At 51.1% G+C, this 23,992-nt stretch carries 23 protein-coding genes; 15 read left to right on the top strand and 8 right to left on the bottom strand.

Features of this window, described 5'->3' with window-relative positions; translation table 11 throughout:
• Position 1: 1 nt before the first annotated feature.
• A complete protein-coding gene (locus JJL52_RS07345) occupies positions 2–796 on the bottom strand; it encodes a helix-turn-helix transcriptional regulator (RefSeq protein WP_202051748.1) in 795 nt (264 codons plus the stop codon).
• Between the two features lie 91 nt (positions 797–887).
• On the opposite strand from JJL52_RS07345, the gene JJL52_RS07340 reads away from it, so the two are divergent.
• From JJL52_RS07340 to JJL52_RS07300, 9 genes are all read left to right on the top strand, one after another.
• Entirely contained in the window at positions 888–1,682 is a 795-nt protein-coding gene (locus JJL52_RS07340; RefSeq protein WP_202051747.1) for a class I SAM-dependent methyltransferase, read from the top strand.
• A gap of 317 nt (positions 1,683–1,999) precedes the next feature.
• Complete coding sequence (locus JJL52_RS07335) at positions 2,000–2,659, top strand: HAD-IA family hydrolase (protein WP_202051746.1); 660 nt, start codon at positions 2,000–2,002, stop codon at positions 2,657–2,659.
• A gap of 9 nt (positions 2,660–2,668) precedes the next feature.
• Positions 2,669–3,163 (top strand): GNAT family N-acetyltransferase, encoded by a 495-nt coding sequence (locus JJL52_RS07330; RefSeq protein WP_202051745.1) that lies wholly within the window; start codon positions 2,669–2,671, stop codon positions 3,161–3,163.
• On the top strand, positions 3,156–3,338 hold the full coding sequence (locus JJL52_RS07325) for a hypothetical protein (RefSeq protein WP_202051744.1): 183 nt from the start codon (positions 3,156–3,158) through the stop codon (positions 3,336–3,338). Before JJL52_RS07330 ends, JJL52_RS07325 begins: the two co-directional genes overlap by 8 nt.
• A 17-nt stretch (positions 3,339–3,355) precedes the next feature.
• Positions 3,356–3,946 (top strand): hypothetical protein, encoded by a 591-nt coding sequence (locus JJL52_RS07320; RefSeq protein ID WP_202051743.1) that lies wholly within the window; start codon positions 3,356–3,358, stop codon positions 3,944–3,946.
• A 436-nt stretch (positions 3,947–4,382) separates the two neighbouring features.
• The gene (locus tag JJL52_RS07315; protein WP_202051742.1) at positions 4,383–4,793 is read left to right on the top strand and encodes a cupin domain-containing protein; all 411 of its coding nucleotides are present in this window, start codon (positions 4,383–4,385) and stop codon (positions 4,791–4,793) included.
• Positions 4,794–4,904: 111 nt separating this feature from the next.
• Positions 4,905–5,252: a cupin domain-containing protein gene (locus JJL52_RS07310; protein WP_202051741.1), complete on the top strand. Its 348-nt coding sequence runs from the start codon at positions 4,905–4,907 to the stop codon at positions 5,250–5,252.
• Positions 5,253–5,352: 100 nt separating this feature from the next.
• Positions 5,353–5,571, top strand: a complete 219-nt coding sequence (locus JJL52_RS07305; protein WP_202051740.1) for a nuclear transport factor 2 family protein — start codon at positions 5,353–5,355, stop codon at positions 5,569–5,571.
• Positions 5,572–5,697: 126 nt separating this feature from the next.
• Entirely contained in the window at positions 5,698–6,177 is a 480-nt protein-coding gene (locus JJL52_RS07300) for a cupin domain-containing protein (protein WP_202051739.1), read from the top strand.
• Positions 6,178–6,252: 75 nt separating this feature from the next.
• Here JJL52_RS07300 and JJL52_RS07295 read toward each other — a convergent pair whose 3' ends face one another.
• From JJL52_RS07295 to mobH, 4 genes are all read right to left on the bottom strand, one after another.
• On the bottom strand, positions 6,253–7,365 hold the full coding sequence (locus tag JJL52_RS07295) for a Fic family protein (protein WP_202051738.1): 1,113 nt from the start codon (positions 7,363–7,365) through the stop codon (positions 6,253–6,255).
• A gap of 202 nt (positions 7,366–7,567) precedes the next feature.
• Positions 7,568–8,200 carry an IncC plasmid conjugative DNA transfer DtrJ family protein gene (locus JJL52_RS07290; protein ID WP_202051737.1) on the bottom strand — a complete coding sequence of 211 codons (633 nt, stop codon included), beginning with the start codon at positions 8,198–8,200 and terminating at the stop codon, positions 7,568–7,570.
• 2 nt (positions 8,201–8,202) lie between these two features.
• Entirely contained in the window at positions 8,203–10,029 is a 1,827-nt protein-coding gene (traD, locus tag JJL52_RS07285; protein WP_202051736.1) for a conjugative transfer system coupling protein TraD, read from the bottom strand.
• Positions 10,026–12,551, bottom strand: coding sequence for a MobH family relaxase (gene mobH / locus JJL52_RS07280; protein ID WP_202051735.1), 2,526 nt, complete (start codon positions 12,549–12,551; stop codon positions 10,026–10,028). The genes traD and mobH overlap by 4 nt, the downstream gene beginning before the upstream one ends.
• 129 nt (positions 12,552–12,680) lie before the next feature.
• Here mobH and JJL52_RS07275 point away from each other — a divergent pair, with 129 nt between their 5' ends.
• The 3 genes from JJL52_RS07275 to JJL52_RS07265 all read left to right on the top strand — a co-directional run bounded on the left by JJL52_RS07275 (position 12,681) and on the right by JJL52_RS07265 (position 14,875).
• Complete coding sequence (locus JJL52_RS07275) at positions 12,681–13,145, top strand: hypothetical protein (protein ID WP_202051734.1); 465 nt, start codon at positions 12,681–12,683, stop codon at positions 13,143–13,145.
• A gap of 7 nt (positions 13,146–13,152) precedes the next feature.
• A complete protein-coding gene (trfA, locus tag JJL52_RS07270; RefSeq protein WP_236994117.1) occupies positions 13,153–14,064 on the top strand; it encodes a plasmid replication initiator TrfA in 912 nt (303 codons plus the stop codon).
• A 583-nt stretch (positions 14,065–14,647) separates the two neighbouring features.
• The gene (locus JJL52_RS07265; protein WP_202051733.1) at positions 14,648–14,875 is read left to right on the top strand and encodes a type II toxin-antitoxin system Phd/YefM family antitoxin; all 228 of its coding nucleotides are present in this window, start codon (positions 14,648–14,650) and stop codon (positions 14,873–14,875) included.
• Positions 14,876–15,000: 125 nt separating this feature from the next.
• Here JJL52_RS07265 and mobI read toward each other — a convergent pair whose 3' ends face one another.
• The gene (mobI, locus tag JJL52_RS07260) at positions 15,001–15,459 is read right to left on the bottom strand and encodes a conjugative transfer protein MobI(A/C) (RefSeq protein WP_202051732.1); all 459 of its coding nucleotides are present in this window, start codon (positions 15,457–15,459) and stop codon (positions 15,001–15,003) included.
• Between the two features lie 404 nt (positions 15,460–15,863).
• Here mobI and JJL52_RS07255 point away from each other — a divergent pair, with 404 nt between their 5' ends.
• From JJL52_RS07255 to JJL52_RS07245, 3 genes are read left to right on the top strand one after another with little or no spacing between them, the layout of a single operon-like run.
• Positions 15,864–16,934, top strand: a complete 1,071-nt coding sequence (locus tag JJL52_RS07255) for a conjugal transfer protein TraF (RefSeq protein WP_236994116.1) — start codon at positions 15,864–15,866, stop codon at positions 16,932–16,934.
• Positions 16,931–18,370 carry a conjugal transfer protein TraH gene (locus JJL52_RS07250; protein ID WP_202051731.1) on the top strand — a complete coding sequence of 480 codons (1,440 nt, stop codon included), beginning with the start codon at positions 16,931–16,933 and terminating at the stop codon, positions 18,368–18,370. Before JJL52_RS07255 ends, JJL52_RS07250 begins: the two co-directional genes overlap by 4 nt.
• Before the next feature lie 37 nt (positions 18,371–18,407).
• Positions 18,408–21,605, top strand: a complete 3,198-nt coding sequence (locus JJL52_RS07245; RefSeq protein ID WP_202051730.1) for a conjugal transfer protein TraG N-terminal domain-containing protein — start codon at positions 18,408–18,410, stop codon at positions 21,603–21,605.
• An 8-nt stretch (positions 21,606–21,613) separates the two neighbouring features.
• On the opposite strand, the gene JJL52_RS21290 is transcribed toward JJL52_RS07245, so the two are convergent.
• Complete coding sequence (locus JJL52_RS21290) at positions 21,614–21,946, bottom strand: hypothetical protein (protein ID WP_236994115.1); 333 nt, start codon at positions 21,944–21,946, stop codon at positions 21,614–21,616.
• Positions 21,947–22,608: 662 nt separating this feature from the next.
• The gene (locus tag JJL52_RS07235) at positions 22,609–23,988 is read right to left on the bottom strand and encodes a tetratricopeptide repeat protein (RefSeq protein WP_202051729.1); all 1,380 of its coding nucleotides are present in this window, start codon (positions 23,986–23,988) and stop codon (positions 22,609–22,611) included.
• Positions 23,989–23,992 lie beyond the last annotated feature (4 nt).

Genomic DNA, 23,992 nt, shown 5'->3' with positions numbered 1-23,992 from the left:
ACTATCTAATCGTGATTTCTCTTTTCAAAGGCGTTAAACAGACCAGTTTGCAATCCGGTTGCAAGGCGACAATCAATGTGGTCTGCAAATAAATCAGCTCCCCCCGTAATGGATGATTAAAACAACGCTCCCCGCCTTCCCGGTTTAGCACAGCTTGTTCTCGCCAATAGTATGAAAATGTTGGACTTTTAGCTAATAGCTCGTCAATCAGTGCTTGCATATCTGAATCTTGTGAACGTCGGTTATAGTCGGCACGGAATTCGGCAACTAACCGCCGAGCACGCTCTGACCAGTCGTCTATCAAGCGCTGCGCAGCAGGATTAAGAAATACAAATTTCAGTAAATTGCGTTCCGTCGATGCGGCGTCCAACCAACCGCTGAACAATCTGGCCGCATCATTATTCCAGGCCCTAGCCGTCCAGCTATGATCGATAAGATAGGCCGGCCCCATAAACAGCGAGGGCAAATTTAGAAGCTCCGGCAATAGTTCCGTCTGCGGTTCGGCAGAACCGGCTGGATCGCGTTTACCGGCGAGATCGAACAACGAAGCACGTTCGGCCGGCGTTAGGTTTAACGCCTCAGCAAGACGTGTCAGCGCTGCTGCTGAAGCCGTTACGTTCCGTCCTTGTTCCAACCAGGTTATCCAGGTGACACTCACGCTTGCCGCATCGGCCAATTCTTCGCGCCGCCACCCTGGGGTTCGACGCCGCCCCATCGCTTTGGTGGATACAGGCATATGCTCGCGGTGGGCGCGGATAAAGGAACCGAGGATACGGCGCGGATTGGATTCGGTCATGGTTGTTTTTATACCATTATAAAGTGTTGTCTTGTACCAGTTAAATTATGGATAAACAATAGCTTTCCATCCCTAAATTTAGGAGTTCATGATGAGTAGCTATAACTGGAATGCCGAGGATTATCAGCAAAACTCCGCAGCCCAACAGCAATGGGCGTGCGAGTTGATCGCAAAATTAGCGCTGTCCGGGTCAGAAGATGTTCTTGACCTGGGCTGCGGCGACGGCAAGGTAACCGCTGAAATAGCTGATCGGCTGCCCAATGGAACCGTCATTGGAATTGACAATTCAAGTTCAATGATTGCGCTCGCCCGCCAGCAATATCCCGCCAGACGCTATCCGAACCTCACCTTTGAGCTGATGGATGCTCGCGAGTTAGGCTTTGAAAACCAATTTGACGTAGTGTTCTCCAATGCCGTATTGCACTGGATTAAAGACCATAGACTTGTTGTAGAGGGGCTGTTTAAAAGCCTCAAACCGAAGGGAAAAATACTGCTGCAAATGGGAGCGAAGGACGGTGTCAGTTTGTATCTATCTGTTCTGGATCAAATTATGTTATTACCTGAATGGAAGTCATATTTTCAAAATTTTGAATTTCCTTATGGATTTATGGGTGTAGAGGAGTATGAAGTCATGCTGTTGGCAGCTGGTTTCCAAATCCAACGCGTGGAACTGATTGCCAAAGATGCCCTTCATGCGAATAAGGAAAAATTCAAGGGCTGGATCAGGACGACATGGCTACCCTATACCGAACGCGTGCCCGAAGGTGAAAGAGAGCAATTTATTGAATTAATCGCCACAAAATACCTTGAGAAAAAACCTCCGGATGCAGATGGCCGTGTTCATGTTCCGATGGTACGACTTGAAGTGGAAGCGGAAAAATCCTAAACATCAGGCAGTGTACTAATGCCGATCTCCCGTTCAGCATCTCAGTTTTATGGCTGCTTGAGGTTGTGATCGATAGGCCCTAAATGAGTAAAACCGACCCTAATGGGCCTATGCGTAATGTTTTTTAAATAGCCTTTCAAAACGATATTTCAGACATTCAAAGTTTAGCTTTGGAATTATGCCGGTCTATTTATCATGCATAAAATGCATGATAAGCCGTTTAGAAAATCTGGTACTAAAGCTCATTCTTGACAGTGAACTGAAAAAAGACGTATGTTTGCCAGACCTGGATAATAACTTGTTAGACTTCTCGATAAATGGCTAATATCTGTATAATCTTTGATTTGGACGGTACGCTCGTTGACAGTGAGGGACTTTGCAATCAAGCGTTTCTCGATCTGCTTCCACAATTGAATGATACTGTAGAGTCATTGATCCAGCGGTATCGCGGCAAAAAGCTAGCCTCAATTCTTGTTGATATTGAAAGTCGGCTTTGCCAGTCTCTACCAGACACGTTTGAACAGCATTATCGCCAGCGTGTTGCGGAACTCTTCTCTCGTGAGCTAAAACCTATGTCCGGCGTTCTTGAAATGCTCGAAGCCACGAACTTCCCCAAGTGCATTGCCTCAAGTGGGCCGCCTTTGAAAATTCGTCAGGCATTGCAAGTTAGCGGCCTCGCGCCTTACTTTGGAGATGACATCTTCAGCTCGTATGAGGTTGGCTCTTGGAAGCCGGAGCCAGGCCTATTCCAATACGCAGCAAGTGCAATGGGGTTTATGCCCAGCCAATGCGTAGTTGTAGAAGATAGTGACGTGGGGATTGAAGCTGCCAAAGCTGCTGGAATGAAAGCATTCCAGTATGTGCCAAATGGTGAAACCGTGTCATACCAAGGCGGAACTCCATTTTACGACATGTCGCAGCTTCCGCAACTACTCGCTCATTTTGCTAGCAATAGCCAACACAGTATTTTGGCCTAACAAGAGTTTATGAATCCACGCATCCATGAAGCTAATTTGGAAAATTTTGCTCATATTCGATCACTAATTTCCAAATCTGCCCGAATACTTCAGTCGCAATACTATAAACAAGCAGAAATTGAAACGGCGTTGGAGTTAGTAAGCGGCATAGAAGAATTGATTGCCGCCGGCAGTTTTCTTGTCGCCGAGTACGAAAAGAAAATCATCGGTTGCGGAGGTTGGGCAATTGATGTTTCTGAACCCCAAAAAGCAGAAATAAGGGGCTTTTTCGTGCATCCAGATTTTGCCCGAAGAGGTGTTGCCACGCTCCTCTTGGCCACATGCGAAAATAAATGTTTACAGAGAGGCATTCAGGCTTTGTATCTGACAGCCACACTTTCTGGTGAGCCATTTTACAAAAAAGGTGGTTTTTCTGAATTTGGGAGATTTAAACAGCGCTTATCAAATGGAGAGTCTTTTGAATTGGTCAAAATGGTAAAAGAAATACAGAGAGTTAATGCATAATCTTATGTTTTTAATCAGCCATTTTTCAGGTAGCAATTTGGCTTTGGCGGGTGTTGCCAAGCCTAACAAGTCGGTCAAAGGGACGCGCCGCCCGTTGGCGGTTTTGAAGTTTGTTTTTTTATCAAGGTTCGGCGGCTTCGTTTTGCTTTCGTTAGCGGCGCGCCCCTTACTGTAACGTTAGGCGAACAGAGCATGGGAACCGTGCCTTACAAAGAAATCCTGAGCGTCATTGCCATTGCTCTCACTTTTGCGGCATTTGTTCCCTATATCCGCGCAATCGTTACCGGCACAACCAAGCCCCATGTGTTTTCCTGGGTCATTTGGGGCGCAACCACTTTCGTGGTTTTTCTTGCACAGCTCGAAGGTAAAGGTGGTGTGGGTGCGTGGCCCATCGGGGTTTCGGGAAGCATTACGCTGTTTGTTGCATTTTTGGCTTACGTAAAGCGTGCTGACATTACAATCACAAAAACAGATTGGTTGTTTTTCGCCTCGGCACTGTCTTCTTTGCCGCTTTGGTATCTCACGTCTGACCCATTGTGGGCTGTTGTCATTCTTACGACCGTCGATGTTCTTGGGTTCGGGCCAACGGTCAGGAAGGTCTATAGTTTCCCGCATTCCGAATCTTTGCTGTTCTTCGCTCTGTTCGCCGCCCGCAATCTCATCGTCATTGTGGCGCTTGAGAATTACTCGGTTACAACAGTTTTGTTTCCTGCTGTCGTTGCTGCGGCGTGTATGCTGTTAATGGCAATGGCAACATATCGAAGGCGAGTGTTAGCAACGTGAAAGCACAAAACAAATCGCCTAACGAATAACGTTAGATTGAGTGAGCGAAGCGAACCACAATCTGAACCGTTTGTTGGACAAGCCCGGCCCTACTAAGCGATGGTAAAAAAACTGGAATGTATGGACTAAAAATAAGGCTTGACAGCCTATGGTATTTGAGATAATTAGAAAATATCTTTTTTGAGATGACTTTGTAAGAAAATCAACATGTTGTATATTTGGCATTTGTGTGTGATTTCCATGTAATGAAGTGTACCTCGCAGCCCTGGTTTAAACAAGATGCAAATTAATGCTTGAATCGAGTCAATTCGTTTGTGCTGTTACAATCATAATTATGGCTACACTCTTTTGGCTTCGACTAAGCCCGCTTTCTCCGCGTTAGCGGCTTCGTCCAACAATGCCATCAACTCGGACAGTGTAAAGCGGCGCGAAAAACATGCGCCGCTTTACACTGCCGGTTATGGCGAACGTTATGTATCACAACCCAGTTTCATCACGGGAGTTTAGTACGGTGGATAAAGTCAATATTCGTCAGGTGCTGGTATCAGTGACTGAACACTGGTCGCAAACAATTATCGGCGAAGCAAACGGTCAGGTATTTAAGGTTGCAAAAGGTATTGGTGAAACCAAGTGGCATAAGCACGACGACCAAGATGAGCTATTCATACTCTACAAGGGACATCTGACAATCCAGTTGAGAGATCGTAATATCGAACTCTACGAGGATGACATGTTCATTGTGCCTAAAGGTGTCGAACATTGCCCAAAAGCTGAACACGAAGTCGAGTTTTTGATTGTCGGGTTAAACGTTACTTCAAATGCGCATGGAGGCAAACCGAATTTGTAATTATCCAAACAAAAGAAAGCGCTTGTACCGCAATGGCGGCGAGTGGAATCTCGTGAATTTAGACAATATCACAACCCCATTACAACATACTTATAGCAACTGGCGAACGGCATGTTCACCAAGAAGGAAAATATGATTGTCAGTACTAAAGATGGAGTAAGGAAAACAAACTACGGAGTTTCCTTCTTGGTTTTGTCACATGGCCATGACTCCATGATTACCAAAATGGTTTACAAGCTTGGCGATAGGGTGCCCCTACACGATCACCCAAATGAACAGAGTGGATTCGTTCTGGCTGGGAAATACCGAATAAAATTTTCTGGGTATGACCAAGAAATTGGTCCGGGAGATTCGTACACTATCCCCGCCAACGTGCCGCACAACATTGAAATATTGGAGGCAGGAGAAGTATTGGATATATTCACTCCGCCGCGCAGAGATTTTTTGGATGCAAAATAACGCGTTCAACGCTGACTTGCAAAAAGGGGGCGTGTGCGCCACTTTTTGTTCGCCGGTTAACGCGAACGCCAAGTACAGACCACAACAAGCCCCCTATCCAATGAACAGAGAACTCGCAGAACACTTTACCAAGAACTGGCTCGATGCCTGGAATGCGCATGACCTACCGCGCATCCTGTCTCACTACACCGATGACTTCGAAATGTCCTCGCCGGTTATCATCCAAGTGACCGGCAATCCGGAAGGTCGGCTTCAAGGCAAGCAGGCAGTCGCGACTACTATATTGACAATCACCGGATTGGAGTCAACAGCGTCGTGATTCACTACGTGGGCGCCACCGGCAAACGTGTGGCCGAGGTTTTCCACTTCAATGAAGCCGGCCTGGTCTTCCGCGCTCAGGCGCACTACGAGCCATGAACCTCCCCCTCCCCACAAAGTACAGCCCATGAACAATCCTAAGCCCCCCATCGCGGTGCAGGCGGCCGAAGTGCCGCCTCGCACCAAGCCCTCGAATTATCCTGAACCATTTGCCTCGCGAATGAAGGGGAGAGAAAAGCGGCAACTTGGCGATCTCTTCGGTCTAACTAACTTTGGCGTCAATTTAACCCGTCTCGCCCCGCAAGCGGTCTCTGCCCTTCGCCATAGTCACACCAAACAGGACGAGTTCATCTACATCCTCAGCGGCTATCCGACGCTGCGAACTAACGAGGGCAATACTCAACTCGCTCCGGGCATGTGCGCTGGCTTTAAGGCCGGAACGGATAATGCACACCACTTGATAAACGACACTTCCGAAGTCGTCGTCTACCTCGAGATCGGCGATAGAACTCCCGGAGATCAGGGTGCGTACCCGGACGATGATATTCAAGCAGATCTCAAGGACGGGAAATGGCACTTCACCCACAAGGACGGAACGCCTTACTGAGGATAATTGCACCGGCTGCTTTCGAGCAATTTTAATGATTGCTTAGGTCTATGGGGATTGCGAATTGATCAAGATTTAAACGACGGCGTCAAGGTAGAGATGATAGCGAGTATGCTTCCTTTCCCCCGTCCTTGACAACGCGCCCTTGCCGACCAAGTCCTGCAAATCTCGTGTCGCGGTGGCTCTGGTTGCACCGGTGATGTTGATGTATTTTTCGGCACTGAGCCCACCCGTGAAGCCTTCCGGTCCTTCTCGGAACATCCTGGCCAACGCTTTTTCCTGACGCGCATTCAATTGGCCCCGTAGCCGATCATACAATTTGGTTTTTTTGATCAAAAACTCGATCCAGCTTTGGGTATAGGCTTGGGCGGTAAGCACCCGATCCGCGAAATAGATCAGCCAACCGGTAATTTCGTTGTGTCGATTGGCGCGCTCAAGCGCTTCGTAATAGGCCTTTTTGTTGCGTTCGATGGTGCAGGCAAGGGCAATCAGGGTCGGTTGACCCAAACATTGGGCCAGCGCTTTTTCGGCAAGCGCCCGTCCGATCCGGCCATTGCCATCCTCGAAGGGATGAATGCAGACAAAGTAGAGATGGGCCATGCCGGCGCGCAATAAAGCCGGCAACGGGCTTTTTCCCTCAGGTGCTGTATCGTTAAACCAGGCAATGAACCGATCCATCTGCGGCAGCATTTCAGAGGATGGAGGGGCTTCAAAATGCACTTTTGGCGCATACACAGCGCCGGACAAGATTTGCATCGGCTCCGGGTGAGTCCGGTAGCGACCGATGTCATGTAGGGCACGGCGACCATTCGCCAGCATTTGATGCCATTCGAATAGCATGGTATGGGAAAGAGACGCAGCAAACCCCCGATACAAAGAAACCATCAATTCCGCTATGCCTTGTTCGGCCGGGGAGATTTTGCGATGATCGGACAGCAATCCAAATTGGCGGCGAATAGAGGACTGAAGGCTGTCGCGGTTAAGAGTTTCCCCTTCAATCTCGGAGGTTTTCAGCGCTTCATTGCTGATCAGCTCAATGGTTAATTGCCGCTTGTCCTCTTCGCCAAGGTGTATAAAAGCGCCGAACCTTAGGCCGGCGCCCAGCAGCAAACGCCTTTCGCTTTCCTCAATCCGGGATTTGTCGTAGCTAAAATGAGGCCAATCGGATTGTTGCCAGTTCCAGATCATGAGTTATACACCCTCTTCTTATAACTCATCATAAGTAAACTTATGAGTTATAGGAAGTATTTTTTAACTCATTTGTCTCGTTGAAGAACGTTGCAGTGAAATTCAAGATTTCTGGAGGTAAAGCTAAAGCGCTTGAATCGAATGTCATCCTAATCTCCATGTTTTCCTGGCTCACTGCGTTGTAATGCTATGGAAAAAATCGTTAAACCCGCTTCTGGGTATTAGCCAGAAACACATTCAAGGCAGCCGCCACGATAAAGATGCCGACCGGGACTGTTTGCGGTGGCACCGGAAACGGCAGTGTTAAGCCCATGAACAACAGATAGACAGCGCCCAGCATTCCATAAAGACTGTAGCGATGCGCCATGGGACTGGGATAATCGAAATTAGTCTGGCTGATTTTTCGGCGAATTAGACCGTCGATCGCAAAGGGCACGAGGGTGACTGCCAATAACGGCCACCACACCCACGCCATGATCAACCGTTTGATCATCTGATACACCGTCTCCCAAAGCACATCCAGCCGGCTTTGGATAAAGGGAAAGAAATCCCGGCGGCCGACATCTTCAAAGCCTTTCGATAGCTGCCGTTCGCGCTCGGTCGGAATGAAGTAGCGGTAGACAGTCTCCCGAATTCCGGTTCTAACAAATAACCGATCAAACCCTTGTTGGCTGGTCCAGCGGATTTCCGCCTCTTTCTCGACGCCGATATAGGCGATCAGCATTTGGTCCTCGGCCGTTTGAATCTCCCTGGTCCAACGATCCGAGACCAGGCAGGCCACCAGAATGATTTCCAGTAGCCAGATCATCAAACTGAGCAGTAAATTACGCTGCACGTTCAATCCTTGCCGATATCAAGGGCTGAACGCAGCACCGGCAGTCGGCCTTTAACGATCCGTCCGCCGGATAATTTAGCGATGTAATGCAGATCAGGGAGTTGCCCCAACAACTGCGGCGCAAACAAATCGCCCTCCTCTTCCATCAAACGTTCGCCGACATTGCCGGAAAATACGCTGGGATTGGTCGCGCTGGTGGCGACGCCCTGGGTGCGCATGATGTACTTCAACCGGGTTTTGGGCAGATTGTCGGTAATATACTGCTGGGTTTCGCTATCCATGATACGTAGGGCAATCAGGTTATTGACGTTGCCGAGGACCTGCCGGGCTTTATCCTGGGATCCCGTACGCGCCGCAAAGTCGGCAAACGTCTGGGTGGCAATGAACAGCCGTATCTTGGCACCGCGGCCTTTGTTCAAGACTTGAATGAACGGATCGTTGATGACTTCGGCGGCTTCATCGACAAACACATTCACAGGTCTTTCTGAGACGCCGTAGTTATAGCGATCGCCTGCAACCGCGGCAAGATCGGCCAGCAGAATCGAACCGATCGTGCTGCCGACCAAACCATCCGACAGCGAATCCAGACCGATATAGGCGACTTGGGCTTTTTCGATGATATGGCCGGTATTGGTGATGGGACGAAGATCATCCACATCATTCGGATTGGGCGAAAGTAAAGGTCCCAAGGGACCCGACGTCAGCATATTCATGATCGGGATCAAGGAGGCTACCATCTTGCTGAAATGGGTGCGATCGTGTTCGAATAACGATAACAAGCCTTCCAGATCCAGATTGGCCGCCTGATGCTGTACAACCTCCCGATAAAAGCGCACCAGGCCGGCGGCTTTGGAGTCGATGTCTTTGGCTGCTTTCAAATAGGGTCTGGCCTCCCGCCGCCAATCGCCTAAACAGGTGTCGTAATAGCGTTCCAACGCCTGAATGACCAGGGTGGAGGGACCGCCTTCCAGATAACGGCGCAGCTTTGCTAAGGTCGGTCTTTCCTCGATCACCATGAGCCCTTGGATCACGTTATCCAGGGACTTCTGGCCAAATGCCTTGAAAGGGTCATTGGTCGTCTCGCCTGGGGAAATGGCGGTAATGCGGCTGGCAATTTCCGAAGGGCGGTTGAAATTGTGCAGAGGATCCAGGCGCACGCTGTCTTCCGGGAAGGCCGGATGGAAATAGACGAAGCGATCGGGACGCCGTGCCAATTGACAGGCCCGTTTGGCCGATGCCATCAGATCCTTGTCGCCTTTGGGATCGATGATGATCACCGCTTCACCGCGCAGCACCGCCTGGGTCACCAGTAGATCAAACGCCCGCGTCTTACCGGCGCCGGTGGTGCCGACGATCAAGGTATGGCCGGCCGTATGTGGAAGCGGTTGGCGGACATCCGTTTCCGATATTTCAAGCCCATGAATCCAGGCGGAGCCCATGCGTTGATGATCGGTCGGAATGAGCGTGGATACATCGCGTTTGAGAATTTCGTAAGCGAGCTGGGCATGGCTTTGCACCCAATCAAAACCCCAGCCGAACCATAACTCATCCGGATGGCGTTTCACAAACCGCTTGAGCTTGTCGGCTTCCAGATACTGAAACCGGAATTGTCGAAGGCGTCTTTTGCGAACCCAGAGACTCATGGCGGGCGGCGATCGCCACAACATCATGACGCCGCACACCCCCATCAGCCAGTCGAAAGGCTCACGCGGCAATCCCGACCAACGGTTGACCCAAAAGGCCATGATGGCACCGCCGAGCCAGCCGGCAATCGAAATGACTTCGAAGAGAGGCCGCCAGGGAAACTGATAATCGTAATCGGACTTCATGGACCGACTCTGACTTTGATGCCACCATCCTCGATTCGACAATCCGGGTGGCTGGCCATTTCGCGTAACAAGGTGCTGCGCTTGAGTCCGGGATGCTGTTGCAGACATTGAACGAGGTCAGACTCCTCAACAAGGCACCAATCTTTGTTAACAGGACCTGCATTTGAAACCTGCCTGGTTTTTCTCAATTGGTCGATCAAGGCCATGACCGCTTGACTGCCAGATGGCGTACTGTGGGCCACCTTCGTCACGAAGGGCTTGGTCGAAACGGTATCGACAGCGGACTTTGGTTTCGATGGCTTTTGGGTAATGGATGACTCAGGATCAGATTGCTGTTTGGGCTGGGAAAATTCCTCGGCTTTGGTTGGCGCCGGTTTTACGGGGTGCACTTTGGACGCCCGAGTTTCTGCAGGCACCGGATTATCTGCAATCGAAGCTTTATTGGGGTCAAGCCGCTTCCCGGGCTTTTCAGACCTGATTGGCAAAGGTTTAACCTTTTTGTCCTTAACAGGTGTTTGTTCAGCAATTCTCGGAGCTTGTTCCATGGCAACGGCTAGCGAACCGGGTACCTGAATGAGCTGTTTCAGAAAGCCACTGGGTTCCTGGGCCAACAGTACCCCCCGAACCTGATTGATCACCTGTACCTTACGCATGGGAGAAAGAACATCGGTCACCAGCCAGCCTTTCTCATTCAGGGTCTTGATAAAAAGGTTTTGCTCGACATGGAGTTTTTGCGCCGTGTCCGGAAACGGCAATAACCACTTGTTCTGAGCCTCCAATAGATCGATACCTAACTGTAAATCTCCCTGGTTAATTTTATCAGCCAGTTGAATGAGCCATTCTCCAGCCAAACCATGAGTATGTAGCCAATTTCTGGCTGCATCGACACTGTCGATTTTGGACGGAGGGATCACTGGTTGTTCGTTGCTTGCCTCGAGACTGAGTGGAGTGATAGAACGTTTTAATTTTTTCGATGTGCCGGCCTTTTCGATGGGTTGTACGGCAGGTTGAGACATGGCCATGGCAGTGTTTATCGATTCAGCCCCGGCAGGCGGATTTAACGGCGTGTCACTCATTTCATCCTTATTCAACTGATCTTGGAATTCCGGAAGGATCCGTTGATCAGGCACCGTTGCAGCTTCCTGGCTGCTGACAATCATGTCATTCTGCGCTTGATTGATCCCCATAGCCGACGTGGCCAGCGTGCCATCAGTCACCAAAGATGGGGTCATCGGTGCATTCGGCTGAACCTCCTGCCCTCCTGTTTTGTCTTGTCCCGACTCGGCTTTAACGGTTGCCTGGAGGTCTTCCTCGACCTCGATCCCTTCGATGGCAACCGGCGGCTCATTGCTATAAATCAATTCCGTTGAAGCCAGACGCAACATATACAAGACCACATCCAGTCCCTGAGGCTGCATGCGCCAGTACCGGTAATGCCGGCCATCAGGCAAGGTTTTTGGTACTGCAAGGCCCCGCTCGATTAAAATATCGGCCAAGGTGTCTTCGTCGCGCGGAATGCCGGGGACTTTGTCTTTGGCGAGCAGTTCGACGATGTCCTGAGCGCCTGTCCGCCAGACAATATGAATGCCCTCCTTAAACCGCCAGAGGCGCGCGCCCTTTTCATTGGCGAGCCAGTGTCCCGACTTGATCAAGCGCCGCATGGCATCGAACAGGTATTTTTCAACCGGCATCCCCATCGCCGAATCGACGGTGTGGTAATGCACTTTCAGGTCACGCTCGACGCTCTTCCGATCCGCCGCCATGACCAGTTCATATAATTTCGCACCGCGGTCCAGGCCGTGAATGGCTTCCAGCATCGCCTGCATGATGTCGGGGCCTGGCGCCAACAGATAAGTCCTCGAAGCCCGGGTGAGCACCCGCTCGATCACCAGGGCGGAGAACTGTTCATGGCGCTTATGACGGTTTTCCCGCCAACGCAAAAAATAACGGTCGATACCATGTTGGGATGCCCAGTCGGTCAGATTTTCCTCGCAGGGATTCCAGAGATGCTCGCCCTCTCTGTCGACGACCGCGATATCGGAAACCGGTTTACCGATGTCATGCAGCAAGCCCGCAAAACACACCGCCAGGCGCCAACGCAGCTCTTGCTCTTTGCGTTCGCGCGGCGTGGCCTGGGTGGCAAACAAACAGCCTTGCGCTGCCTGCGTTGCCCAATGCGCCACCTCCAAGCCATGCCGGAACAGACCACCGGCGCCCCGATGATGGTGCGACTCTGAAGCCGGCAACAGATGGCTGAAGGCCGCATAACGCGCAATGACGGGTTCGGCGATGGTCTGATACAGATCATCCGGCAAGGATAGCGCATGTTCGATCGCTTTGATCAATTCGACCTGGCTTGACAGGATGCGCTCGACCGGCGCCGCCGGCAGCCCTTTCATGAACGGCGGGTAGCGTGGAATCTCCTCTTCGGGCGGTGGCGTCTGAACGGTGGATAACGCCGGACGTTGGCCAAACAGACGGTTCCCCAGGCGGCTGATGAAGTCAGTGTTAATTTTTCCCATAACGATTCATCGTGGCAAACATCAGGGCCGCGTGCCTGACAAAAGATGCCGAAAAGCCCAATCTTTTACGTTATCGCAACTGTTGATTACTTCTACGGTGGTGACTTTTTAAATCACCCCGGAGCCACCATGAAATCGAAATCCCTGCCCTCCTTCCTCCTCATAAACTCACTATTGAGCACGGGTTGCGCTCATCATGCCCCATCGGCAGAGGTGAGCGAGGCTGTGATCGCGTCGCTGTTACCCAATGATCCATCTGAACTGCCCTGGCGCCTCGATCATGCCTGGCAAGGCGGTGAACTGGGTGGCGCGGCATTACGGTCGGCGTCGATCGAACATGTGGTCCGGCAGGTCGATAACCCCATTTCGGTTTCGTCATCCGGCTCAGACTTATCGTCATTTAAACATGGCAGCGACAATAAAGCCGTTACGCTTTCAAACCCAAATGACAACGAAGCCATCGAGCGCGCCTGGCAGAAGTATTGTCATCACCAACTCGACATGACAGCGGAAGACCACGCCCTCATCGACCTCACACCGGTTCCTAAGACTATTCTGAAACAAGGCTGTAACCCTAAGAGCCTGTTGAAGTGAGGCGATCATGGAAAACAGTTGTATCCCCGCAAGCCCATCAGAAACGAACGGTCAACACTCGGCCCCCATCAACCCCAACGATCTTTCCGCCCGCTTCGAACAATTGGTCAAGCGCAAAAATGCTCAGCTGCGCGTTGTCGAACCGTTGACGGCGATTCCCAGTTGGCCGACAACGATGCGAGGCACCCCCAATGCCTGTTTACGCAGTGCCTTGTTTGCCGGCATCCAGGGCAAAGAACGCATTGCCTATAAAAAACGTACCTTGCTGGCGTCGGTTGACGGTATCGAAGTCCGGTTTCTGGGCATACAGCTGATCCAGTCGGATCTGGATGTCTGGATGCAAATCGTGCATCTGTCCCGCCAGCAGTTGCCGGGATTCAGCGTCACCTTCAGTGCCCATGCCCTGCTGACCGCACTCGGCAAAGGCACCGGCAAAAGTCAGCACGAGTGGCTGAAAGAATCGATGGCCCGCTTGGGCGGAGCTTTTGTCGAGATCACCTTCCAGGGCCGCGATAGTTTCGGCGAAAAAGGCTTTCTACGGTATTACCGGGACGAGACGACTCAACGCTACATTGTCGAACTGACCGAATCCATGCTGCGCCTGTTTGAAGACGGCTATACCCACATTCAATTCGAGCAGCGGCACAAATTGCGTAAACAGCCGCTAGCACTGTGGCTGCACGGATTTTTGTCTTCCCATGCTGCGCCTTATCCGCTGAAGATCGACACGCTCCATCGTTTGAGCGGCAGCAGCACAACCCACCTTCGGGACTTCAAGCTGAGATTGCGTAAAGCCCTGGAAGCCCTGGTCGTCATTGGCGCGATCGAAAGTTTTTCGATTGTCGAGGATGCGGTCAAGATCAAAAAGAACCCGACTCCGAGCCAGCAACGCCACCTCATCAGCAAACAGCAGGGATGAAAAAGCACGGCATACGACTGACGCACTTTTGAGCCAGTCTATGACCGGAGGACACGGCATTAGACCGACGCTGACACGGCATTCGACTGATAGAGGCACGGCATTCGGCTGACGGGATAACGGCATTCGGCTGACACCCCACGGCATTGGGCCGACACAAAGCACGGCATTCGACTGACGTCTGACACGGCATTTGACCGACGCCAATCCCATTTTTGAAAATCTCTGCAGCCCCTGCCTGGCGTGGCTTACAGACATTTTGAAGACGCCCAAAACTCTCATGCTAATCTTTTTATAATCTTTATTTAATCTAAATAATAAGGCAGAACGGCTGTGGATAACTCTGTACGGTTTTCCCATCGGATCGACGGCACGACCTCCGCGGCGCTCTCCCAGCTCAAGAAGTGACGGCAGATTGAGAGTCAAGAGGAACCTATAGAGTGGACAGGCCCATACGGGCCACTCCCGGCATGTCAGACAAGAAATAGACGCGGCCGGGTGACTATGGGTTAAGCTATTCCGTTTGACGGCAGCGATAATGCACCTATAGGATGTACTTCATTTTGCACATCCTGAGATGGCTATGAAACAAGCTACGCTTACAGACGTGCGTAACCACGCCAAGCAGTATTTTGATCTTGTCGAGTCGGGCGAAACGGTGCGCGTGCTGCGCAACGGGAAACCCATCGCCGACATCGTTCCGGTCGTACCCGATTTGCCTTCCTGGAAGCGGCGCAAGGCGCAACCCCTGGTCTTGGATGGCGTTTCCGTCAGTCGTATGATTCTGGAAGCACGCGAAGCCGGGATCTGAGCTAGCCGTGCAGGGCTACAGGTTGCGTTGGTGTAGGCATCCGGAAGGTAGGGAAAGTAACGTTTAGGTTTAGGAGAGCCAGGGTATTTTCGATCAAGGATTTTATCCGTAGGCCTATCGAAGCCTCATCGTATGGCCTTGCGATAGCCCTGTAGCGCATCCCGAATCTTCCCCAGCAAATCGATCTGCTTACGAATGTCGGCAAATTCGGTTTCCAGCTCTTCAATCAGCACCGCCTCCCATTCGGGTTCCCCTTGCAGGAGACGACCCATGGGGTAATGATAACCCGGCCCTTTTTTGAGATAGTGGGCGATGGGTTTGGTTTGGCCCTGCTGGCGAATCATCGCCATCCGAAACCACTCGATACTGAAAGACAGGCAAGTTTCCCGCCGGCGAATACGCACCCCGATTCGGGCCTTTTCCGATCTCGCATGCCGGTTTTGCTCCGCTTTCAAGCGCCGCCAATAATCATCGACCAACACCTTGGCCTCTGCGTAAAGCTGATCCACTTTCGCCTCGATCCAGCCGAGCACGTCTTCTTCCGACAGCACGGATGGGTTCATATTGGCTTGTTCGTTACTCATTCAAGATCCCAAATACTTAACTACAGGAATTTAGGCCTGAAATCCCTAGGGGATTGAAGGGCCCAACGATGTCGTTTCCGGCGTTCATCCAACAACCCAAACGACTTTCATGTCTATCGGTTTTGTGAAGATCTAATCCCTATGCCATTAGGGATTTTGAGGGTCAAAAAAGCGAATTATTGATCGGGTAATCCCTATGAGACCTATTCGGTCACCCATCCCTATTTGGAATCTGGCCATCCATTCGGCATGAATTATTGGCATCGCAATCCCTCATTTCATAGGAATTTAACCTCGCCATCCCCAGTAGAGACGCCAGGTCTAAATCGTGATTTTAGGAGAGGTTCCAATCAGCTCTCCGCAATAAATCAATCAGGATGCGATCTTTTACGGAAGCCCCGTTCATGTTGTCCACCTTTCCACTGCAAAACATGACGCTTTCAGGAATCTTTTGCAGGTTGGTTGGGAGTAGCCTGATAGAAAATTCGGCTATGAACCGAAACTCTGTCTTATTGATCGTGTTGACCCTGCTGTCCCAGGTGTATGCTGCCTGGGGCACCGATATCGATGAGCCCGGCGTTTCGTATTTCACGGACAAACAGCGCGGCTGGTTCTGGTACGAAGTCCAGCCGGAACCGGTGTTAAAACGCAAACCCGAACCGCCCCAACCGGCTCCGAGTTTGCCCGCTATGACCGCTGAGCCACCGTCAAAGCCGAATACCCCGGCGGAACCAGAACCCTTCACCTCGGCCTGGCTGCGCAAAAACATGGAAACTTATCTCAACAAGGCAATCGATGAGCCGACGCATGAAAACGTCGCGGCGTTTTATTACCTGCAACGGGTGATGATGGACAAAGCCGAACGGTTTACCAACACGGCCCGCTATGTGGTGATGTCCAATCCCCAGCTGGATGAAACCGTCCGGCGTCCGGTTGCGACCTATGCCGCCAATGAAGCCAATCATCAGGCCAGTGTCATGGCGGATCGCGCTTTGAAAGCCATCGCAGACCAAGCCGGGATTTTATTTTTCTTTCGTTCCGATTGCCCTTATTGCCATGTGCAGGCACCGGTTCTGAACATGCTGGAAAAGGCTTACGGCTTTAAAATCTATCCGGTCTCACTGGATGGCCGGCCGATGCCGAATGGCCTGTTCGGAAGTTTCAAGCTCGACCATGGCCAAGCCGCCATGCTCGGCGTTGAACAAACGCCTGCCCTCTTCCTGATGAAGCCACCACGGCAAATCGTGCCGCTCTCGCAGGGCGCGTTGTCATTGGAGGAACTGACCAGCCGCATCCTGCTGGCAGCCAAGGAATCGGGTTGGCTGGATGCGACACAGTACGAAACCATTCAGGGTATCCGTTCCACACCACGGCTACTACCTACTTCGGAAAGCATCAGCTCAGCTACCCTGCAAGACCCGCTGTCATTGATTCAAGCGCTGCAACACAGTGCTCAAGACGGGAGAGCCCCATGATCAGCCCGATGGATAAACGCGCCCTATTGTTTCTTCTGCTGACACTGAGTTCGGTGCCCGCTGATGCCGATTTGCAGCAGGAAATGGACAGCATGTTCGGCACGATGACCAATTACACCGCGCCGACGGCGCATCTCGGGCAACGCCGGGGCGTGATTACCGGCGGCAGTCTGGTGGCTCGTAACGGCATTACCAACACCAATCTGGTGTCTTTCGTGCCGCCTTCGTTCAGCGCCGGCTGTGGGGGAATCGATCTGTTCGCCGGCAGCTTTAGCTTCATCAATTACAACCAGTTCGTGCAACTGCTGCGGAATATCGCCGCCAATGCCGCCGGCTATGCATTTCAACTGGCGATCGGGGCCATGTGTCCGTGGTGCGCTTCGGTGATGACCGATCTGCAAAAGAAAATCCAGGAGCTGAACCAGATGTTCAGCAACTCCTGTCGCCTGGCGCAGGGCATGGTCAACGATACCGTCAAGGCGTTCGATCTGCAGAGCAAAACCAATCTGTCCAATGTCTCATTCACCCAGGGCATCAGCGATGTCTTTTCCAGTTGGACCAATACCAGTACGCTGGGCGATCCGGTACAGCAGGTCAAACAAAACGCGCCCAATGACATGGCGCAAAAAATCCAGGGCAATCTGGTCTGGCGCGCATTGATCAATCAGAATGCCGGCGCCTGGTTCCGCTTTGGCGGCAATAGCCTGTTGGAGGCGGCGATGAGCATTTCCGGCACCGTCATTGTTGATGCTCCCCAAGCCGCTCCCGACGGCAAGGGCGAAAACACGCCGGTGAGTGCGCCGCCGCCCCTTCTTCGCATCAAGGACCTGATCTACGGCAGCGATGCCGGCAACAGTTATCAAACCGTCAAATTGTATAGCTGCTCGGATGGCCATGGCGCCGATCAGTGCCTGAAACCGGTGGTTCAAAGCGTCAATCTGGTCGGCCTCAAACAACGGGTGATGGAGATCCTGCTGGGCTCGGCCAGTAACGGCAATGGCCTGATCGTTAAATTCTCGACCAACCAGGGCCAAATCACCGCCGCCGAACAGGCTTTCATGCAGACCGTGCCGGATGCCATCGGCGGCATGATCCACAATCTGGCCCGTGAAGATGCCGGCATAGCCAAGCTCTGGGCCGAAGAAGCCGCGCCGGTGATCGCCTTGGAACTGGCGCAGTTGATCGTCAACGATTTACTGACTGCGGTGCAGGCGGCCGCCCAGATCAACGATCATGCCTATGCCAAGCTGCTGATGGATGCCATGAAGGACGCCCGCGAACAGATCCAGGACGAATATGTCACCATCGCCGGTCGTTATGGTAACCCGCAAACCCTGATGGCGTTTTACCAGCAACTGATGAATACCGTCAAACCGCGCCAATACGGCAGTGTGGCTCAGCTTCCGGCTTCCGCGCCGGCGTGGCCGAATCCTTAGCCATTCCCGTTCATCAGCCCTTTCCAATCAGGTCTCTATGTTCGAAATCTTCTCCGTCGGCGATTCAGCCTACCTGCAAGCCGTGTTGAATGCGGTCGCGATGATTTCCGGCACCGGGGATTACCGCACCGCCGCCGGTGTGGGTGGCTTGATCGGCGTAATCATCATCATGCTGCGAGCTTTACTGCAATGGGATGGTCGAGGTGTTCGCTATCAGGACCTATTTTTGGCGTATGTCTTGTGGCTGATGCTGTACGCGCCCTCCGTCAAGGTCGCGATTGAAGATGCCTATACCGGCAGTGTGGTCGTGGTCGATCATGTACCGTTGGGACCGGCCGTCGTCGGCAGCGTGATGTCGAATATGGGTTATCGGTCGACTCGCCTGTTCGAACAGGCCTTTGCCCTGCCCTCGATGACCGGCCATGGTTTTGCCGATAGTTTGCAAACCCTGACCGCGGTTCGCAGGAACCTGCTCTCCCGGGTCGGCTTGGGCGCCGCCAACGCTCCCAATGCCGGCAGCGACATGGAAACCTCCTTTGCCAATTACGTCCGGGAATGCACCCTGACCGGCGTGGATTTGAATCTGAAATCGGTCGATGCCATTTTACGCGATGCCGATCCCCTCAATGCGCTTCGGTTCGACTCCGACATTTACATGACCGAAATCTATGTCGGTGGCCAGCCGCAAACCAAAACCTGTACCGATGCCTGGACGGATTTGGGCGTGGTCGCGAATGGCGCCTTCCCTACCTCCCTGGAAAATCTGTTGCAGCAAACCTTGGGCGTCGCCGCAGCGAGCGATACCGTGCCGAAAATTCAGGAGGCCTTTGATGCCCTGGCCGGCCCCGGTGTCATTAATGCGGCCGATTATATGTTGATGTCGGCGATTATGCCGATGTTCGAAAAAGGCGTCATCGGCCGACATGAGGATGCGATGCACTGGACCAAAGCCTCAATGATCGAGCAGGCCATCCAGCAACGCAATACCCAGTGGGCAGCGGAACAGACCTTGTTTTCCCGGATTGTCCGGCCGATGATGGCGTTTATCGAAGGCCTGAGCTATGCGATTGCGCCGATCATGGCGTTCGTGGTGCTATTCGGCAGCGTGGGATTGCGGATGAACATCGGTTACTTTTCCATGCTGCTCTGGATCCAGTTATGGATGCCGATTCTTGCGGTGGTGAATTTGTTCATCAATATGTCGGCAGCCGGCAAAATGGCGGCGTTGACCTCAGCCAACTACAATCTGCCGTCGATGATGGGCATTTACCAGCTCGATATGGAATTACAGCAATGGCTGTCGATCGGCGGGATGTTGGCGGCCTCGACACCGGCGATCACCTTGATGCTGATTTACCGCGGCGCAGTGACCGCCACGCATTTTCTGGGACGGATGGACGGCGGAGATTACGTCAATGAGAAAATCGCCTCCCCGGATGTAGTCAGTCCTGGGCCGCTATTGAACGCACAACCCCTGCATCAGTACAGCCCCCTGTCGGCGGTCACTATGAGCGGAAGCGACAAAGTCTTGCCGACCTTTTCCGCCGGACGAGACCTGAACGCGGCCGTGGCGTCCGCCTCCCAGGCATCCGAACAAGCCACGAGCAGCTTCATGCACAATGTGTCTGCGACGGCTTCAAAAACCCACAGTATCACCAGCGATGCGTTTGACAGCCATTCCCTGGGACAGCAGATCGTTAGCAGTTCCAGCCATACCGATGCCTATAACCGGCAGTACGGTGAATCGTTTGCCAAGAAGCATAGCGATACGGGCATTTCAGCGGATCACTTCTCGGCATTGGTGGCCGGCAGCGCGAATGCCGGTACCAAATTGTCCGAAGAGGCCTTGGGCGCCGCCATTTCAGGGCGGTTACAGAACGATTTTAAAGTCGGCCAGGACAAATCCGATTCGATCGCCGCGGACATAGCGCAAACGGTGACGGACAGCCAGGGTTATCAGGCCGGGCTTGCGAAAAGTTTAGCCCTGGACGCACAATCCGGCACCCGTAACGTGGCCTCGATGGGCTTGCAAAATCAATCATTATCGTCGCTACAACACAGTGCAACCGATGCCGTTTCCGCGTCGGAAACCTATCAACGAACGGTCTCGGCCGGGCAACGCTTCGGAGCCTTGGCCAGCTTTGGCGCTGCGGAGACCGGTTTGCGACTGGCCAGTGACGGTGCATTGATGGAACGACTGGATCAAACGCTGGATCAGTATGGCCTCCGCGGTGATGCGCAACGATTGGCTTCGCAATGGAAAGCGGCCGGTTGGCTGTCCAATAGCGATCAGGCCTATGCTGCGGCAGGCATGTCCTTGTTAACCGGTTTTTCCTCCCCCAGCTATCGAACCCTGGATAGTCAGCAGTCGCGGAGCGCGGAAATCGCGGGTTACCAGTTACTGGGCGATGCGTTTCATGCGCCAACATCGGAGGCTGACTGGAATCCAGGGAAAAACGAGAACCTGAAACCCCAGGCCCCCGTCATGGGGGCCGCCCAAACGCGGGTTGAGCACGCAGACCTTGCCGATCCTCGACCCGAAGCTGAAGCCGCTACCCACCAGGCACAGAGCCAGATCCACGGGACACATGGCCGGATGGCGACGGGCCAGAAATCGATTACGGCCGATCATCAGCAGAACCTCGAGCGTTTGGATCAACAGACGAGTGCGGGGGTTGCCGAGATGAGGCAACGCAAAGCCGAACATTTCAGAACCGCGATTGCAACCGCTGCCAACAATACGCCATCTGCTGCGGAGTGGTCTTACAATATGTTGGGTGGCAGTGTTTATAATACTGCAAAAAATATTGAAGCCGTTGGTTCGGTGGGAAGCAAGGCCATCAAACAATTTACCGGCAGTTTTCAAGAGGCGCTTTCGAATGGTGAAGATCATTGGGAGGCACTTAAATTTGCCGCATCGCAATCGTATCCTGGATTCTCCGAGGCATCGAAAACCTGGGCCGATCACCGAGTCAATGAAGTGGCCGACAGACTCACTCCGACCCAACAAGCCTATTATCGCGCCGCCATGTTCGAGGCTTTTGCCGGAATTGCCGTCGGCGGTGAAGACAATGGCAGCTTAGGGCAGGCAAAACAAAAACTGCTTGAGGAAGAAGGCGACATCGATGGCAACAACATCGCGAAGTTGCTACGCAGTGCGGCTGGGCAGAATCGAAACGATCTGATCGATCAGATTGATAACTTCAACCGGGCACGCGGACGGGTGAGCGATTAACCCCTAATTTAATGCGACTTGCATCCACTTAGGGCCCTTACAGTACCTACAATCACCCAGCGTACCAAAAGGAGAATGGAAAAAAGCAACAGATACTGAATCAAATCATCGCGTTGATGAGCGATGACCATGATGATTAGGACGAATGCCGCCCAATAATAATTGCTCTCGTGAGACAGTCTGGCTGCGAGGTGTTCCACGCCTTGCACAAACAGTTCAGCCAAGGCCAACAGACCAAAACCAATGGCTCCGAATACCATGAAAAGACTTAAGTTTACGGGTAGCTTTGCCCAATCACTGACCCACCAAAGCATGCCAAAGCATAACGCGAGAAGTGTCATCCCTTTAAAAAGGGTAAACGACAAGCGGCGTGTTTGAAACCGGTGCATCAATCGCTGTAGCCCGCTAGGAAACTTGCTGAAGGTCGTGCCACAGAAAGGACAAATGGACCGTAACGGCTGGCCATAATAACTGATCACCCGAGGTACCATGGTCCGGTTACATGTCTGGCAATTAACAGTGCTATGCTGGCCGGCAAAGTTAGCTTTTACCGAGTCAGCTGGTTGAGGACGGGGGGATAGTCTGGTATGGCTTGAATGAGATGAGAATGAGGGCATGATGGGCCTCCAATAGAACTCAATGCTGCCTATGGTACATCGTTTAAACTCAGTTGCCAATACCTGTAAAAAGCTGTAAAACTCTGGATTTGAACTGGCGACTTCAAAAATTGGCTTGAAATTTAACATTGTCAGGCAGAGTTCGATCCTCAGCGCTCAGTCAAGCCAGATTTCCGAAAATGGCAATAACAGACCCACTCAAAGCGGACAGTCGATTCTTGGGTGCCAAGTAGATCCGTCGTCCAAAAGTAGCCGTTGGGAAAAAAATCAAATGGAAAAAGTAAAGGCTTACCCTGCACCTTTTTCTATGAGCAATGAGCATAAAAAGTAAAGTCCTAATGTCAATCAGCGACTAAAAGTACACAAACAACAAAAGTTATTTTTGATTACAAAATATCGTTCTTTAATAACTGCAAGACCAGTTTTTTAGCACCATTTTGCAATAGCTGTTGTCTTGTATTCATTTCCTCTTCCACTGTTTGTCCTTGGATAGTGCTTGTTCTTTCGTTTATCTGTACTTCAGTTTTTAAATTCATTTTCTTTGTTGAATAGATTTTTGCCGAAATTTTAACAATATGATCTGTTGCAACGTCTCCACCGCTATAGTTACTTGATTGAGCTTTCTGAGAAAAACTATCAACATCGTGCAAAATAATTATTTTGACACCTTTTTTATAACACCTAGCAAAGAATTGCGGTGTCATAAGGTTATTTGTCGGCACTAACTCAGCGATATCTATAATTTCATACATCCCACTATGTATTAAGGCATCATGAATTAGCACATCATTTAATGTAGACTTATTAGATTTATTACCACTAATAATACCAATCTTTAAAGGGGCATTTAACAATTGAATATATTTCTTAGAATCATTGACTTCTTGTTTGGAAGGTTTCTTCGCAATGACATCTTCAAACTTTTTTAAAGCCCTATCCTTCTCACCTATGTGAATATAACTTGCTCCCATAGGAAATAATGCCGCTGGTTCATCAGGGTCTATGATTGATGCCTTTTCGAATAAATATAACGACTGATGATAGTTTTTTTTATCGTATTGAAACAGCCCCTTTTCATAGAGTTCTTTAAAAAGTTCAAAATCAGGCAAAGTCCCCTGATTTCTTAAATTTTCTGCCTTTTTAATTTCAAGGAGTGAAAAAAGCTCTTGTGGTGGCTTGGCATAGAAATTATTTACAATATTAGTAGTGGCAGAAAAACCAGCCTGATATCCTGCTGTACCTATTTCTTCATAACTGTTTGCGAAAAACATATCATTACTTCTACTTTCCGCTGTTGCTTCATCTTGCCATACAGTGTTGCCATCTAAGTCATAGGCAGTAATGCGCAATTTCACTTTTGCCTCTATATACCCTGAAAAAGTTCCTATGGCATTGCCATAGCAAAAAAGGATTTCTGGTCTAATTACCGCTTCAACATCTGGTCTATAGCTATCATTATATGGTGGGAGTGAGTTAACCAATATAACACCGTCAAACATGGTAGAAGCCATTTTCATGCTGATTAGAGGCAAATACTCTCCTGCTCGCATTTGAAAGGTCATACCCATTTTTTGTTGTTTGTAAACGTATTGTTTAAGGTCATCACTTAAGTACATACCAACCTTAATAGGCATTTTTTTTCTACCAAGCTGAGATTGATACATATCCTTAGTTGGATCAACCACAAGAGGAATATTCCAAGTACAACCAGATGTAACTATAGTAATAATTAATAATATATAGAAAGCGTTTTTGTTTAATAACATTGGT

It is taken from the genome of Candidatus Methylomicrobium oryzae (genome assembly GCF_016745425.1).
Lineage (GTDB): Bacteria > Pseudomonadota > Gammaproteobacteria > Methylococcales > Methylomonadaceae > Methylomicrobium > Methylomicrobium oryzae.
This window is presented reverse-complemented; position numbering and strand designations above follow the sequence as displayed.